14 protein-coding genes are annotated in these 13482 nt (G+C 61.9%); 3 read left to right on the top strand and 11 right to left on the bottom strand.

Features of this window, described 5'->3' with window-relative positions:
* Positions 1 to 71 precede the first annotated feature (71 nt).
* Complete coding sequence (locus RA302_RS12710; RefSeq protein WP_243617185.1) at positions 72 to 1664, bottom strand: D-alanyl-D-alanine carboxypeptidase; 1593 nt, start codon at positions 1662 to 1664, stop codon at positions 72 to 74.
* An 86-nt stretch (positions 1665 to 1750) separates the two neighbouring features.
* On the opposite strand from RA302_RS12710, the gene RA302_RS12705 reads away from it, so the two are divergent.
* From RA302_RS12705 to RA302_RS12695, 3 genes are all read left to right on the top strand, one after another.
* Positions 1751 to 3076, top strand: a complete 1326-nt coding sequence (locus RA302_RS12705; RefSeq protein WP_243617184.1) for a serine hydrolase domain-containing protein — start codon at positions 1751 to 1753, stop codon at positions 3074 to 3076.
* Positions 3077 to 3118: 42 nt separating this feature from the next.
* Positions 3119 to 3757 carry a PadR family transcriptional regulator gene (locus RA302_RS12700; protein WP_046378434.1) on the top strand — a complete coding sequence of 213 codons (639 nt, stop codon included), beginning with the start codon at positions 3119 to 3121 and terminating at the stop codon, positions 3755 to 3757.
* 135 nt (positions 3758 to 3892) lie between these two features.
* On the top strand, positions 3893 to 4300 hold the full coding sequence (locus tag RA302_RS12695; protein WP_019748092.1) for a hypothetical protein: 408 nt from the start codon (positions 3893 to 3895) through the stop codon (positions 4298 to 4300).
* Between the two features lie 46 nt (positions 4301 to 4346).
* On the opposite strand, the gene RA302_RS12690 is transcribed toward RA302_RS12695, so the two are convergent.
* From RA302_RS12690 to RA302_RS12645, 10 genes are all read right to left on the bottom strand, one after another.
* Complete coding sequence (locus RA302_RS12690; RefSeq protein WP_020969421.1) at positions 4347 to 5090, bottom strand: DUF6390 family protein; 744 nt, start codon at positions 5088 to 5090, stop codon at positions 4347 to 4349.
* Positions 5090 to 6160 carry a hydrogenase expression/formation protein HypE gene (hypE, locus tag RA302_RS12685; protein ID WP_020969420.1) on the bottom strand — a complete coding sequence of 357 codons (1071 nt, stop codon included), beginning with the start codon at positions 6158 to 6160 and terminating at the stop codon, positions 5090 to 5092. Before hypE ends, RA302_RS12690 begins: the two co-directional genes overlap by 1 nt.
* The gene (gene hypD / locus RA302_RS12680; RefSeq protein WP_020969419.1) at positions 6150 to 7262 is read right to left on the bottom strand and encodes a hydrogenase formation protein HypD; all 1113 of its coding nucleotides are present in this window, start codon (positions 7260 to 7262) and stop codon (positions 6150 to 6152) included. The genes hypE and hypD overlap by 11 nt, the downstream gene beginning before the upstream one ends.
* A complete protein-coding gene (locus RA302_RS12675) occupies positions 7259 to 7558 on the bottom strand; it encodes a HypC/HybG/HupF family hydrogenase formation chaperone (protein WP_020907459.1) in 300 nt (99 codons plus the stop codon). Before RA302_RS12675 ends, hypD begins: the two co-directional genes overlap by 4 nt.
* Positions 7559 to 7574: 16 nt before the next feature.
* Positions 7575 to 9863: a carbamoyltransferase HypF gene (gene hypF, locus RA302_RS12670; protein ID WP_243617183.1), complete on the bottom strand. Its 2289-nt coding sequence runs from the start codon at positions 9861 to 9863 to the stop codon at positions 7575 to 7577.
* Positions 9860 to 10144 (bottom strand): HypC/HybG/HupF family hydrogenase formation chaperone, encoded by a 285-nt coding sequence (locus tag RA302_RS12665; RefSeq protein WP_338480964.1) that lies wholly within the window; start codon positions 10142 to 10144, stop codon positions 9860 to 9862. Before RA302_RS12665 ends, hypF begins: the two co-directional genes overlap by 4 nt.
* 3 nt (positions 10145 to 10147) lie before the next feature.
* A complete protein-coding gene (locus tag RA302_RS12660) occupies positions 10148 to 10642 on the bottom strand; it encodes a hydrogenase maturation protease (protein WP_060939619.1) in 495 nt (164 codons plus the stop codon).
* 206 nt (positions 10643 to 10848) lie between these two features.
* Positions 10849 to 12213 carry a hypothetical protein gene (locus tag RA302_RS12655; RefSeq protein WP_243617181.1) on the bottom strand — a complete coding sequence of 455 codons (1365 nt, stop codon included), beginning with the start codon at positions 12211 to 12213 and terminating at the stop codon, positions 10849 to 10851.
* Positions 12210 to 12848 carry a DUF6084 family protein gene (locus tag RA302_RS12650; RefSeq protein WP_020969415.1) on the bottom strand — a complete coding sequence of 213 codons (639 nt, stop codon included), beginning with the start codon at positions 12846 to 12848 and terminating at the stop codon, positions 12210 to 12212. Before RA302_RS12650 ends, RA302_RS12655 begins: the two co-directional genes overlap by 4 nt.
* A complete protein-coding gene (locus RA302_RS12645; RefSeq protein WP_020907452.1) occupies positions 12845 to 13465 on the bottom strand; it encodes a DUF5947 family protein in 621 nt (206 codons plus the stop codon). The genes RA302_RS12650 and RA302_RS12645 overlap by 4 nt, the downstream gene beginning before the upstream one ends.
* Positions 13466 to 13482: the final 17 nt, after the last annotated feature.

Below are 13482 nucleotides of genomic sequence, written 5' to 3'. Positions count from 1 at the left end.
GTGCGCCTACATCGTTCGTGCCTCATTCGAAAGGGATGAGCGCCCGAACGCCGGACCTCCGTCTCGCCCCGTCAATTCGTCTGTGCTTGTTGGAATGCAGCGGCAACACCACCGACGTCTCCCCCGACTTGGAACACGCCCCTAGGCAGGTCGGGAAACACTGCATCGCTGACGGCGACGACAAACAGAAGTCGGCGATCGTCGGGGGTGATCATGTAACCCGACAACGCTTGAAGAGTGACTATCAACCTGCCGGTGTCAGATTCGACGTCGGCGGATGTTCCCGTCTTACCGATGACCTTCCCCTTTGCCGGACTGTCGGTTCCCACGCCCGACAACGAACCTCGCTCACCGAGTACGGGTTGACCTGCCCAGAACGTATCGGCCCATGGCTGCTGGTCCACCCAGTCGAGCCACTGGAGGACGGCTGCGGGCGTCGATTGTGACGGGTCTCCACCCTGACCGTCCATGACCACCAGGTCGGATGCTGCAATACCTGCCTTCTCGGCGAGTGCCCGCACGGTGGGCAGACCGTCGCTGCACGACGACGATCCTGTCGCTACTGCCAACAGACACAAGAAAGTGTTCGCGCCCGTGTTGTAGCTTGTCGCGAGAATCATCCCTCCCGACTCCGAAATTGGTGCCGATTGCAGGCTCGCAACTTGTCGACTTCCTGAATATGTCCGATCGACAGGCAGGGCAGCCGTGCTGTTCGTGCGAGATACCGATGCAACCTCGATTCCATTGCGTCGCAGTGCTTCTACGAACAGCTGACGCGCCCACGTCGGTGCGTCGGTAATGCGATAGACAGTCAGCGATGTCTTTCCAGCCGGTACCGACCCGGTTACGTTGATCCGGGTGGGATCGGACGGATCGGCCGCAACCTTCAGAGTCGAGTCGCTACCTTCCTCACCCGTGGTGACCTGAGCATCGACGCGGAACAGGCCGTTGCCGGGAAGCATGTCGATGGCGGCGGGCTCACCTACCGCACCCGGACTCGCCTGGATATCGACGAGGTTGTCGTTGACGAAAATCGACGGGACCAGGCCTTCGACTGTCGAGTATGTGTCCCACAGACGAGGGTCCACCAGAACGTCGCCGTTTACCCGAGTGATGCCGGCGTCGGCTACTTGTCGTGCGAGATCGTTCAGGCCTGCCAGTGGATCACCGGGCGCGAGAACGGCTCCTGGCAGGGCATCGGCGTAGACGTGGTCGATGCCGTCGGTGGCGAAATCGAATCGGCCTTGTGCGGCGTTGCGCCCACCGAGCGCGAGGTCACCGGAGCCGACCAGCACCAGATCACCGGTAAGGGTGCCCTCGACGGGGAGAGAAGTGGCATAAACGGGGGTGGTGACAGTGTGGTCTACACCAAGGGTGTCGTAGGCGGTGCCGACGGTGAAATGTTTGGTCTGGGAAGCCAAAAACATCGAGCTATCAGCATTGTTGCTGTAAACCACCTCGTCGGTGGCGGGGTCGACCAAGAGATAGGACCACCGAGCCATAGCGTACGAATCGGTGGCCATGATGCGGGCTGCCTCCTCGGGAACCTGTTGCGCCGGAGCCGATGCGGAATCGGAATTCGACGGCTTCGCCGAACATGCGGTGAGGACTACTCCGATGCTGATCAACGCAGCGACGGCGCGAACTGATGTGGTGTGCGGCATGGACGCTCCTGAGGATGCATGACTGATTTGTCGTAATTTACTGCAAAGTGCAGCATGCAGAGTGCAGTATCGCTTAAAGTCCCTCTATGAACCCTTTTGGGAAGTCGACGTCCTTTCACAACGTCAAGACCCGCAAAGTGGCTGTGGCCTGCATCGCTACGGCATTGCTGCTCTCAGCCTGTTCGTCCGCAACCGATTCCGAGTCCCCCTCGTCGTCCCCGCCGACCTCCGCCGGGTCTGCGGACGGCGCCGTCTTGTCTTTCGACAGCGCCGCAATGGATTCCGTCGTCTCCGAGAAGGCAGAAGAGTTCCGTGAGATCGCAATGGTGGTCATGATCACGACGCCGACGCAGAAGTACGTCAACACATGGGGTTCGGTCAGGGAAGGCGTGAACGAGCCTCCCACTCTGGACACCAAGGTTCGCGTGGGCTCGAACACCAAGACCTGGACCGGTACGGCCATCCTGCAGTTGGTCGACGAAGGCAAGGTTGCGGTAATCGATCCGGTCAGCAAGTTCCGCCCCGATGTCCCCAACGGCGACAACATCACCATCGGCGACCTACTCGACATGCGTAGCGGCCTGTACAACTACACCGAAACCCTCGAACTCAACCGGGCGCTCGACGAGCAACCGGAGCGAGTGTGGACACCCGAGGAACTGCTGGCAATGGGGCTGAGCCAGCCGCCGTATTTCGCGCCCGACACCGGTTATCACTACTCCAACACCAATACCGTTCTCCTCGGCTTGATCGCCGAGCAGTTGGACGGCAAGCCGATTCAGCAGATCTTCGCGGACCGATTCTTCGGGCCACTCGCACTCGCAGGGACGTCGTTTCCTGCGAACACCGACACCAGCATCCCGACTCCGTTTGCAGACGGCTACACCTACAGTGGCAACGTCGAAACGCTCGGCGAAGGCAAAGAGGCTCTCCCACAATCTCGCCTCGACGCGATCGCCGCAGGCACCGAAAAACCGACCAACACCACTAGGCACAATCCCTCGTGGACATGGTCTGCAGGTCAGGGAATTTCGACTGCAAACGACATGGCGACATGGGTCAAAGCTCTGGGAACCGGTTCGCTCCTGAGTCCCGCCACACAAGAGTTGCGTTTGAACAGTGTGCAACCCACAGATGGCGAAGGATCCGCAGGATACGGATACGGTATCGCTCAAATGGGTCCGATGTACGGCCACATCGGCGAACTGCCCGGCTACAACTCGTTCATGGGGTACGACCCGGTCAACGACGTGACCTTGGTGGTGTGGGGAAATCTGGCACCCACGGCCGATGGTTTCGCCCCGGCCTCTGCCGTCGCTGCAGCGCTCGTCCCCTTCATCTACGGCAAGCCCGCTCAGGACACATCCGACGACATCGCCGACACCGAGGATGCAAACGGTGAAGGGAAGTAGCACTTGTAGGCTCGGATGTAACCGCGGAACGAAGGGAGCCATGTGGCTCAGCGTGATCTCACACCTACCTCGTACATGATCCTGGGACTGCTGACGGTCAAGGACTGGTCGGCATACGAGATCGCCGAACAGGTCGGACGCGGGGTCGCCGAGTTGTGGCCCAGCGCCGACCGACAGCGATACAACGCCCCCAAAATACTGCTTGAACGCGGTCTGGTCACGGCGAGCACGGTAACGAAAGGCACTCAGCGCTCGCGCACGGTCTACTCCATCACCGACGAAGGTCGCACAGCGCTGAGTGACTGGCTCGCCACCCAGGCCACACCCCCCGCCTTGCAGTTCGAAGGCATGATCCGCGTGATCTTCGCCAACCAAGGCACGATCGCCGACCTGCGGACCAACCTGACCACCATGCGCGAACAGGCAACTCGGTCCCGAAGTCTGTTCGTCTCACACGCACAACGGATTTCGGCCCCCGAAGCCGGCACACTCCCCCAGCAGAATCATCTGATGGCACTGGCCAACCGGTTCATGATCGGCCACTTCAACCACATCGCAGAATGGGCCGACTGGGCGCTGGAAGAAACTGCTGACTGGCCCGACACAGTGCAACCGGCAACAACCCACCGAAAGCGCACCGTCTCCACCCTCGCTCACTCGATAGAAGACGGAAGTAGCTAGATCCCCCTCGAAAGCCATCGGACGTCGGTCCGACACCTTCTCGTACCACTGGGCGGTGGCGTCGACGTCACCCTGCCACCGATTGAAACGCGAAACGGCACCGAATCGCCGGACAAGCGACTAGCGTCGAATCGTATGACTGCACTCAACGCTTTTGCACGTACCGGTGCCGCGGTCTTTGCGGCCCTTGCGATCTCCGGCGTGATGATGCCGGGTACCGCGGCAGCGGCGCCGAGCACGGTTCCGTTCCAGGTCGACCCTTACGTCCCGCTCGTCGACTTGCCCACTCCCCACCTTGCAGCGATCGTCGGCGAAGAACCGGGCGTCGCCGTGCTGCACGTGCAACGCGCACCCGGAGACGGAAACCCCCACTCCGCGGTCGTCCACTGGCTCAGTCTCGGCACCGGAGCGTACGGATCCGCATCATTTCCGACACTGGATGCACAACCCGTCACCATTCGTCCGGGCTCGGGTCAGGTCGTCGCATACGTCGATCCCCAGGCGATCGGAACACCGGGCCTCGGAACCTTTTTCGTGCCCTGACACCTGCGTATCCTCCAGACCGTGGTCCCTGCTCTGACAGGGCCTGTCACGTCGACAGCATCCGGGTCGCGATCCGCAATGCCGAGTCTTCCGCGGCATCCAATGCCCGTGATTGCTCTGACGTGATGTTGTCACACAGCCAATCCCAGTGCATCGTCACCAAGGCGCCCTGGACGGGCGTCGGTGCGAGTGAGCGGCCGTCAACGCTCCATCGCACTCGCTGCGTCACCGGCGTGCCGCGTACGAGTTGCTCACCGTCGAACTCGAGCGGGGACGAAACCACCAACGCGTGCTCCTCACTCACGTCCTCGACCACTCCCCATCTGATCCGGCAGTTCTGGAGGACGGACAGTGGGACCGCACCGCGCTTCCGAAGAAGCTTGACCCACGGATACACCAGAAATACGTGAAAACTGTGGTGCGCGAGCGCGCGGTCCCGATCCCCGAGGGCAGGGAGAAACCCGGTGTTCTCGCGTTCACCGAATGCTGCTCTCAAGTGCTGCAACAACGCCCCCGAATCAAGCGAGTCGAGGAGATCACCTCCTACCCAATAGGCTTCGATCACTCGTGGATCGAGAGGATCGTCGATGCCCGCACTTGCGGCCAATGCCTCGAGGTACGGCCACGCACCGTCGAATTGACGAGCGCGATCACGGTCGCCGCTGCCCGAGTTGCCGCTGGCCAGACGAAGCAGCACTGAAGGATCGTCGGGTCCGCAGTAACCCAACTCGTTCGGCGGATACGCGTAGCGGGCAAACAATGCCGGCCCGTTCATACCGACGGCAGTCATCAGCAGATCCGCGGAAGTTGTTCACCTGCCGGCAAATCCACTACCCGATTGCCTCCCAATGCCGTACGCGCCACCACCATTCCGCGATGTTCGGCCACGCACTCCCCGATCACGGCAGCTCCCGCACTCAGCGGATTACCGCGCATCGCTTCCAGAATTCGGTCGGAGTCTTCTCGCGGAACGAAGGCGATCAACTTACCCTCGTTGGCGACGTACAAAGGATCCAAACCGAGTAGCCCACAGGCGTCGCGCACGTCAGCGGGAATCGGCAGATCTCGTTCCACCAGCGCAACACCGATGTTCGACGCTTGAGCGATCTCGTTGAGGGTGGCGGCAACTCCGCCCCGGGTAGGGTCGCGCAAGACATGGATGTCGACGCCGGTGGCAATCATGTCGGCGACCACGCCGTTGAGCGACGCGCAATCACTGCGCACCTCGGTCCCGAATTCGAGACCTTCGCGACAACTCATCACGGCCACCCCGTGAACACCGATGTCGCCGCTGACGATCACGACGTCACCCACTTGTGCGCGAGTGGGGTTGATGTCCACCCCGTCGGCGACAATCCCGATTCCCGCGGTGTTGATGAAGACTCCGTCGCCGTGACCGGCATCGACAACTTTGGTGTCACCCGTCACCAGTCGAACGCCGGCAACGTGCGCAGCCCGCCCGAGCGCCTTCGCGATCCCCGCGATGTCGGTCAACGCGGTCCCTTCTTCGAGGATGAATGCCGTCGACATCACCAAAGGTTGTGCTCCCGCCATCGCCAGGTCGTTCACCGTTCCGTTGACCGCAAGATCGCCGATCGTTCCGCCGGGAAACACCATGGGTTTCACGACGTACGAGTCCGTTGAGAAGGCGAGCCGCACCCCGCCGATGTCGAATACAGCCGAGTCGCCGAGCTCGGCATCGGCAGCGCTTCCGAACGAGGGCAGGAACAGGTGCTCGATGAGCTCGGCGGACATCGCTCCCCCACCGCCGTGTCCCATGACGATGTTCGGCGAATCACGCAGCGGCAGTGGGCACACCCATGCCGACAGGTCCACGACAGCGGTCTCCTCAGCCGGCATGACCCGCCTCCTGCAGTTCCAGGCGTCGGTACAGGTAGTACGCAGCGCACGCCCCCTCGGACGACACCATCGTGGCACCGAGTGGATTCCGCGGAGTGCATTCCTTCCCGAAGGCACTGCACTCGTGTGGCTTGATCAAGCCTTGCAATACTTCACCGGACCGGCAGACACTCGACTCGTCGGTGTGGATATCGGTCACCGAAAAACGTTCTTCCGCATCAAAATACGCATACTTCGGCGCCAGCTGCCAACCACTGTCCGGGATCGATCCGATGCCGCGCCACGTCCGGTCCGACACCGCGAACACATCCTCGAGCATCGCTTTCGCTGCGGTGTTGCCCTCCGCCGTGACAGCACGGGCGTAGGCATTTTCGACCTCGTGTCGACCCGATTCCAACTGCAGCACAGTCTTTCTGATGCCCTCCAGGAGATCCAGCGGCTCGAATCCGGTGACGACGATCGGGACCTTGTACTTCTCCGCGAGGGCCGGGTACTCCGACGTTCCCATCACACTGCACACATGCCCGGCCGCCAGAAATGCCTGCACGCGGCACTCTGGCGAGTCCATTATCGCGGCCATTGCCGGCGGGACCAGAACGTGCGAGACGAGCAGCGAGAAGTTCTTGATACCCAGGCGATTGGCCTGATAGACGGTCATGGCGTTGGCTGGCGCTGTGGTCTCGAATCCGATCCCGAAGAACACCACTTGCCGGTCCGGATTCTCCTTGGCAATAGTCAGTGCATCCAACGGTGAGTACACCACGCGAACGTCGCCGCCGGCGCTCTTGATCCGGAACAGATCCGACGAACTCCCCGGAACTCGCAACATGTCCCCGAATGAACAGAAAATGACATCGGGCTTTGCCGCGATTTCGAGAGCTTTGTCGATGATCTCGAGCGGCGTGACGCAGACCGGGCAACCAGGTCCGTGAATCATCTCGATCTGCTCTGGGAGTAGTTGATCGATGCCGTGCCTGATGATCGAATGTGTCTGACCACCACACACTTCCATGATCGCCCATCGGCGCGTGGCCAGCGCGCGGATCTGATCCAGCAGTTTGCCGGCCAGTTCCGGATCGGAGAACTCGTCCAGATACTTCATGATTCCGTCTCCTTCGGTTCGATCCCGGCGGCCCGGGCAGCCCTGGCGAACCCGTCACCGAATTCCTCTTCGAGTACGCCGAGGTGTTCGAATTCCGCCAGCGTGCTGCGTGCGGATTCCTCGTCGAGTCGTTGGATCGCGAATCCGACGTGCACCACGACGTACTCGCCGACTCGGGCGCCCGGAATGTATTCGAGGCACACTTCTTTTCGGACGCCACCGAAGTTCACCACCGACATCGTCGTTCCGTCGCGTTCCTCCAAGGACTCGATACGTCCTGGTACGGCTAGGCACATGGCACAACTCCTGACCTCATGACGAACTCCCGACCAGCACTTGGCCGTAGGCGAGACCACCGTCGTTCGGTGGTAACTGCAGTCCTGTCAACGGCGTGAATCCGGCTTCTCCGAGCAGGGCACACGCCCGGACGAGCAGGAGAGGGTTCTGAAACACACCTCCGGTGAGAACTACCTCGTCCACTCCCGCCAGTTCCCGGCCACGGATTGCCCACTCGAGTACGAGGTGCGCGACGGATTCGTGGAAGCGCGCGCCGATCACGTCGGCGGGCACCTTCGCTCGGAGATCACGGACAACGGCCCGAATGACCGACCGCGGATCAGCTGTCCAGGAATCGTCGTCCGACTGCACCCAGTCGAAGGTGTACCGCGACGGGGCGCAGTCGACTCCCCTCGAAATGCCCTCCAGTTCGATGGCGGCCTGCGCTTCGTAGTCGACGCTCTGACGAACCCCGGTCAGCGAGGAGACTGCGTCGAACAACCGCCCCATGCTGGAGGTGTCCACACACCCGAAACCGGTTTCCAACTGGTGAAGTAGGACCGACTGCTCTCGTGGCGGACAGGCTGCCACCGGCGCGAGGTCGGTTTCCCAGTCCAACCCGGCATGCCAGAGGTGGGCGAGCGCCATTCGGTACGGTCGTTCCACTCCGGCATCGCCCCCGGGCAGCGGTACGTATCCCAGATGCGCGAGACGGCGATAACCCTTGTACGTCGCCAGCAGCAATTCCCCTCCCCACACTGCGCCGTCCGCCCCGTAGCCGGTGCCGTCGAACGCTATTCCGAGAACCGGTTCGCTCCCGTCCCGGCCGTTCTCCCCCATCACGGAAGCCACATGTGCGTGGTGATGCCCGACGACGCGCACCGGTCGGTCGCCACTACGACTGCGAGCCCACGAGGACGAGCGATACCGAGGATGCTCGTCACAGGCAATCTGGTGCGGCGCTACTCCGGTGATCGACTCGAAGTGACTCTCCGAGGCAGCAAAACTGTCGATGACAGCGAGGTCGCCCATGTCTCCGATGTGCTGACTCGGCCAGACATACGCACCCTCGGCAAGACAGAAGGTGTTCTTCAGATCGGCCCCGACCGCCAAGGTGGGCGGTAGATCGAACGGCGCCGCAACGGGCAGCGGTGCATATCCGCGCGAGCGACGAAGCAACTGTCGTCCGTTGCCGACTATTCGCATCACCGAGTCGTCACACGGCATCAAGATCGGACGGTTGTGGGTCAACACCCCGTCGGCCAGGTCACCCACCCGTTCGAGATCGTCGTCGGAGTACAGAATTGGCTCGCCACCGATGTTCGCCGACGTCATCACCAACGCCGCGGGGCCCGCAGCGTCTCCCGCCAACCCGAGAAGAAGATGCTGAATCGGGTTGTAGGCCAGCATGATTCCGATGTCCGGAATGCCTGGGGCAATCGAGGGAGACAGCGTGTATCCAGACGCTTTGGCAACCAGCACTATGGGACGCTCGCGCGAGGACATGGCATCGGCCTCGGCATCCCCGACCACACCCAGCGCTCTGGCTTCTCTCACATCGCGCACCATCACCGCCAACGGCTTGCTCGGTCGATGCTTGCGTTCACGCAAATCGTGAACCACGCGATCATCACGCGCATCGCAGGCCAAGTGGAATCCTCCAATTCCCTTGACAGCAAGAATCTTCCCGCCTCGTAGCAGCGATCGGGCTCGTAGCAGTGCACCCTCGCCGGTCACCGCGGGCGCGTCTCCTTCCACGAACGAAAGCGTTGGACCGCACTCCGGGCAGGCAATCGGTTGCGCATGAAACCGGCGGTCGGAGGGATCCACGTACTCTGCCGCACAGTTCGCGCACAACGGGAACCGCTTCATCGTCGTAGCGGCCCGGTCGTAGGGCATCGACTCGATGATCGTGAATCGTGGACCACAATTGGTGCAGGTGATAAAGGGATGACGAAATCGCCGATCGCTCGGATCAGTCAGCTCCCGCAGGCAGTCGTCGCAGATCCCGACGTCGGCCGGCGCCAAGGTTCGCCCGACCGCCCCCGCATCCGTCTCGATGATGCAAAACCCCTGACGACCTAGCGGCGGCGAGTCCTCGCGCTCTATCGACTCCACTCGTGCCAGCGGTGGGGGGCGGTTTCGCACCCGAGCGACAAACGCATCGATTGACTCTCCGTCGCCTTCGATGTCGATCACGACCCCGAGAGCAGAATTTCCCACCGAACCCGACAGTCCCAGTTCGGTCGCAGTCGCGTGAACGAACGGCCGGAATCCCACCCCCTGGACTACGCCACGAACGATGACACGGCTGGCGATCATCATGTCCCGACCTCGCCGGTACGAGTATCGGACTCGTCGATCTCACCGTCTTGACCACGGCCCATCAGTTCGAGGCCGGCCCGGGCGCGCTGTGCTCCCCGTTCGTCGACCTTCTCGACTGCAAAGCCCATGTGGATCACCACCCAGTCACCTGCCGTGACGGTGCCTTCGCCGAGCATTCCGATGTTGACCTTGCGCGGTGCACCTTCCACGTCGACGAGGGCGAGTTGACCGCCGTATCCGTCCAGTAGTTCGCGTACCCGTCCCGGAATCCCCAGACACATGACTCACACCTCCGGCCCCAAAGTGGTGGCATCACAATCCACGTCGATCGACCGGACGAGTGCCATCACCGCAGAGGCGGCTTGCCCTACCGAATCACGCATCTCTGCACTCAATCCGATTCCGTCGCCGACCGATTTCGCGTGTGCCCCCACCACGAACGTCCGCGGGAGTGCTCCGCCGAGGGCCTGCAGGCTCGCAAACACCGAACTCGGATGCATCGAGTGTGCGTCGAAACCTCCTTGCGAGCCTTCACTTTCGGGATCCACTTCGATGATCGCAAGCTTCCCCGGAACTCCGGTCACCGGTAATGCGTCGATCAGCACCAGCGCGTCCCACGACTCCAACAAGTCGTATGCGAGATGCACACCACGAATCCCGTAGTCGACCAGGCGAACCCCCGTCGGGAGATTCTCATGCTGCAACGCTCGAACAACTTCGGGGCCGAATCCGTCGTCTTCGAGAAATATGTTTCCGACGCCTGCAATCAGCACGCGCACAGTGCTTTACATCTTTCGCATTCGCAGATAGCGCTGGATGTCCGGCATCGACACCACCAGAACGATCGCGGCTGCGATCGCGGTGGCGCCGAGAAGTGCCGTCGACAGCAATCCCATGCTCCTCATGGCGGGTTCTCCTCTCGATAGCAGTGAAGTCCGAAAGCTGTGAAGTCCGATAGCTGTGAAGTCCGACAGCGTGAAGTACGTCAACTCGCGCCGTCTCGCGGCACCGGCTCTATCTCGTCCGGCGCGAAGTACAGGTAGCGGCCGTACCAGTTATGCAGATCGGCGGCCGGGTCGTCCAAGAGCGTCACCCCAACATGAATGTCGCCGTCCACGTCTTCATGAATGGTGGCGACGTGGGCGATCCGGCCGTCGAAGAACAGGTCCTGAGCATCAGCGCGACGTGAGGGGTGAAGCCGAACCGTACTTCCACCGCAGACGCGGACGCCGTTGATCAAAACTGCGTCGGTGCGTGGTTGAACACTGGTGTCGGCTTCCGGCGTCCACCAGTCCACGCCGTCAGGCACCTCGGGTATCAGATCAGAACCGGCATTCGAATCTCGCAGCACGCCGTGCAGGCCGGCTAGATCGTCGGCCGTCAAGCTTTCACATCGGTCGATGATGTCGGCAGCTTTCGAGTCGGTCGCCCGCGCCCGCGCCTTTTCCTCTTCGGTCATGGCCAGAATTCTCAGCGTGAGAATTTCGTCGATCTCCGTCGAGTCGAACAGGGATCCTTCGCTCTGCGGCGCAATCTCGGGAAAGTCGTACAAGATGATCGGTGACACCAGAACGGTGGTCGATGTACCGGGGTGAGTCGGATCCTCGGTCCCCGCAAGCACTGGATAACAGCGATTTTGGCGCAGCGGCTCCGAGTGATCTGGTTCGTCGAACAACGACACGAACTTCGAGCCTGCGCAGGTCAAAATGACGTGAGTGCCGAGCATCGACTGCGCCGTGGCCGTGCCCTTGTCCCTCATGTCGACGCTCGTGTCGTTCATGATGCTCACGTAGATCACCCTGCGTCTGTCCCCTGCGGAGGCGTTCAATTCCAAGCGGCCAGTCACCGGAAGCCGTGTCCGAACGACCCGTCCGACTACCCGGCCCCGAGAATCCGCCAGAGTCTCTCCGTCGACAACTCCCGCCGCACAGAAGGATTCTTCGACGCCGGCCTCGAGTTCGTCCAGACCCCACGGACCCAAGACGATCTCGGATTCGGTGGCTTCGTCCCACGAGATCGCCTCGTGCCCGTCGACGACCAACCGATCCACCGGAATCCACGCGCCGCCGGCGCCGAGTCGTTCAACCGTCCGCGACTGGTGGTGCAAAAATCTCACCGTCGCCGTTACTTCGGCGCCGTTCCGCTCGAGTTCGCCGAGCAGACATTGGGCGGACATCGACGGTTCCTCGCCGACTCCGTCACCGGCGGCGCCGGGCGGTCCGAGAACCCCGAACTGCCAACGGGATTGATTCTTCGCCGAGCCGGCCCGGTAAGGATAGAGAAGATATCCCTCGTACAGGACAGCGTCGGCCACGGCCCGAACGTCGTGATCCATCTCAGTTCGGGTCATCGGGGCACCTCGCTCGCCGTGAGCAACTGCCGCACGGCTGAATCGAGGTCCGTGAAGCCGTGCGCTGCCTTGAATCGCACGAGATCGGCAATCGTCTCATGGTCGAGGCGTACCCAACCAGAGGCCGGATAATGCGTGGCCATCAGCTGTTTCCACACGTCGACCGGCAATTCGTAGGCAGCAGATCTGTCCCACGGGATCTGCTGTACCGAGAAACCGCGCTGCCCGTCGGTGAATACGGTTCCGCTCAGTAGAACCACGATCGGAATCGTTCCGTCACGGAGTGCGTGCATGTACTTCGACGCCGTCACCGAGAAGTCGTACGTACACGCCATGGGTAAGGCCGCGACCGTTGTTTCCGTGAATCCCTGAACGACCGCGGAACACTCCATCCACAAGAAGGTTCGCAGCGTACTCGACCAACGCTCCCGCGGACCGAACAAATCGCGCAGGGCGTCGCCTTCCTCGTCGGAGTACGGCCGGCGGTGCGGTTCGATTCGAACCTGTGCGCGTAGAGCGACTGCTCGGACGGTCGCGCCGGTAGTCTCCGACATCCTCAATCTCACCGTCAGATTTGGTGTAACCGCATACGGTTCCACCTCCACGTTGTCGACCGAGAAGTCGAGGACGGTCATGCCGATCTGCTTCGCGCCTCGACGCGCCCGAAGAACTCGTCCACCGCGCGTGCGGCATCCTGGCCACCGTCGAATCCGCGCCACACGGTGCGCAGCCTGCCCACCAGCTCGTAGCAGGCGTCGATGGGAACAACGAAGCATCTCGGCGATTGTCCTGACGTGGGCACCGAGACAATCAACGCCTCGACGTCGGCCCGCATCTGCGAGAGCCCCGGATTCTCCGCGAGCACAGTCTCGAACGAGTCGATGGGCAACTCGGATTCGGTAGCTCCGGCAGGTCCCGGATAGAAGACTATGTACTTGTCGAGGAGTGAGTTCCGAAAGAAGAATGCCAGGCCGACGGGAATTTCCAGGGACTCCCACCGGCCAGGGGCGAGTTCGAAGCCTGGAAATTCGAGATACCGATCGGGAACCGCTTTGTATCGGAGATCCGCGTCGACCGGCGCAAAGAGCAGATAGCAGGGACGGCACACGCACATCAGGCTCCGGACCTGTACGTCCACGACGTGTTGGTGTTCGTCACCTATGCCCGCCGCGCACATCTCACACAGCGGCCCGGTCGGAACGGCGCGCGTCGAGGCGATTCGCGTGAGCACCTCTCCCACAGTGGTTTTCATGACCAGGCTTCGTCCAC

It is taken from the genome of Rhodococcus sp. DN22 (assembly GCF_036669995.1).
Classification (GTDB): Bacteria; Actinomycetota; Actinomycetes; order Mycobacteriales; family Mycobacteriaceae; genus Rhodococcus_F; species Rhodococcus_F erythropolis.
Note: the sequence above shows the minus strand (reverse complement) of the source record. Positions and strands in the feature narration are given on the sequence as shown.

Bases quoted from the DNA above. Each gene is read 5' to 3' on its own strand.
- RA302_RS12705 (WP_243617184.1), top strand. From the start codon at position 1,751: ATGAACCCTTTTGGGAAGTCGACGTCCTTTCACAACGTCAAGACCCGC.
- hypD (WP_020969419.1), bottom strand. From the start codon at position 7,262: ATGAAGTATCTGGACGAGTTCTCCGATCCGGAACTGGCCGGCAAACTG.
- RA302_RS12650 (WP_020969415.1), bottom strand. From the start codon at position 12,848: ATGACCGTCCTCGACTTCTCGGTCGACAACGTGGAGGTGGAACCGTAT.
- hypF (WP_243617183.1), bottom strand. From the start codon at position 9,863: ATGATGATCGCCAGCCGTGTCATCGTTCGTGGCGTAGTCCAGGGGGTG.
- RA302_RS12690 (WP_020969421.1), bottom strand. From the start codon at position 5,090: ATGACTGCCGTCGGTATGAACGGGCCGGCATTGTTTGCCCGCTACGCG.
- hypE (WP_020969420.1), bottom strand. From the start codon at position 6,160: ATGCCGGCTGAGGAGACCGCTGTCGTGGACCTGTCGGCATGGGTGTGC.
- RA302_RS12665 (WP_338480964.1), bottom strand. From the start codon at position 10,144: ATGTGTCTGGGGATTCCGGGACGGGTACGCGAACTACTGGACGGATAC.
- RA302_RS12655 (WP_243617181.1), bottom strand. From the start codon at position 12,213: ATGACCCGAACTGAGATGGATCACGACGTTCGGGCCGTGGCCGACGCT.
- RA302_RS12675 (WP_020907459.1), bottom strand. From the start codon at position 7,558: ATGTGCCTAGCCGTACCAGGACGTATCGAGTCCTTGGAGGAACGCGAC.
- RA302_RS12645 (WP_020907452.1), bottom strand. From the start codon at position 13,465: ATGAAAACCACTGTGGGAGAGGTGCTCACGCGAATCGCCTCGACGCGC.
- RA302_RS12695 (WP_019748092.1), top strand. From the start codon at position 3,893: ATGACTGCACTCAACGCTTTTGCACGTACCGGTGCCGCGGTCTTTGCG.
- RA302_RS12710 (WP_243617185.1), bottom strand. From the start codon at position 1,664: ATGCCGCACACCACATCAGTTCGCGCCGTCGCTGCGTTGATCAGCATC.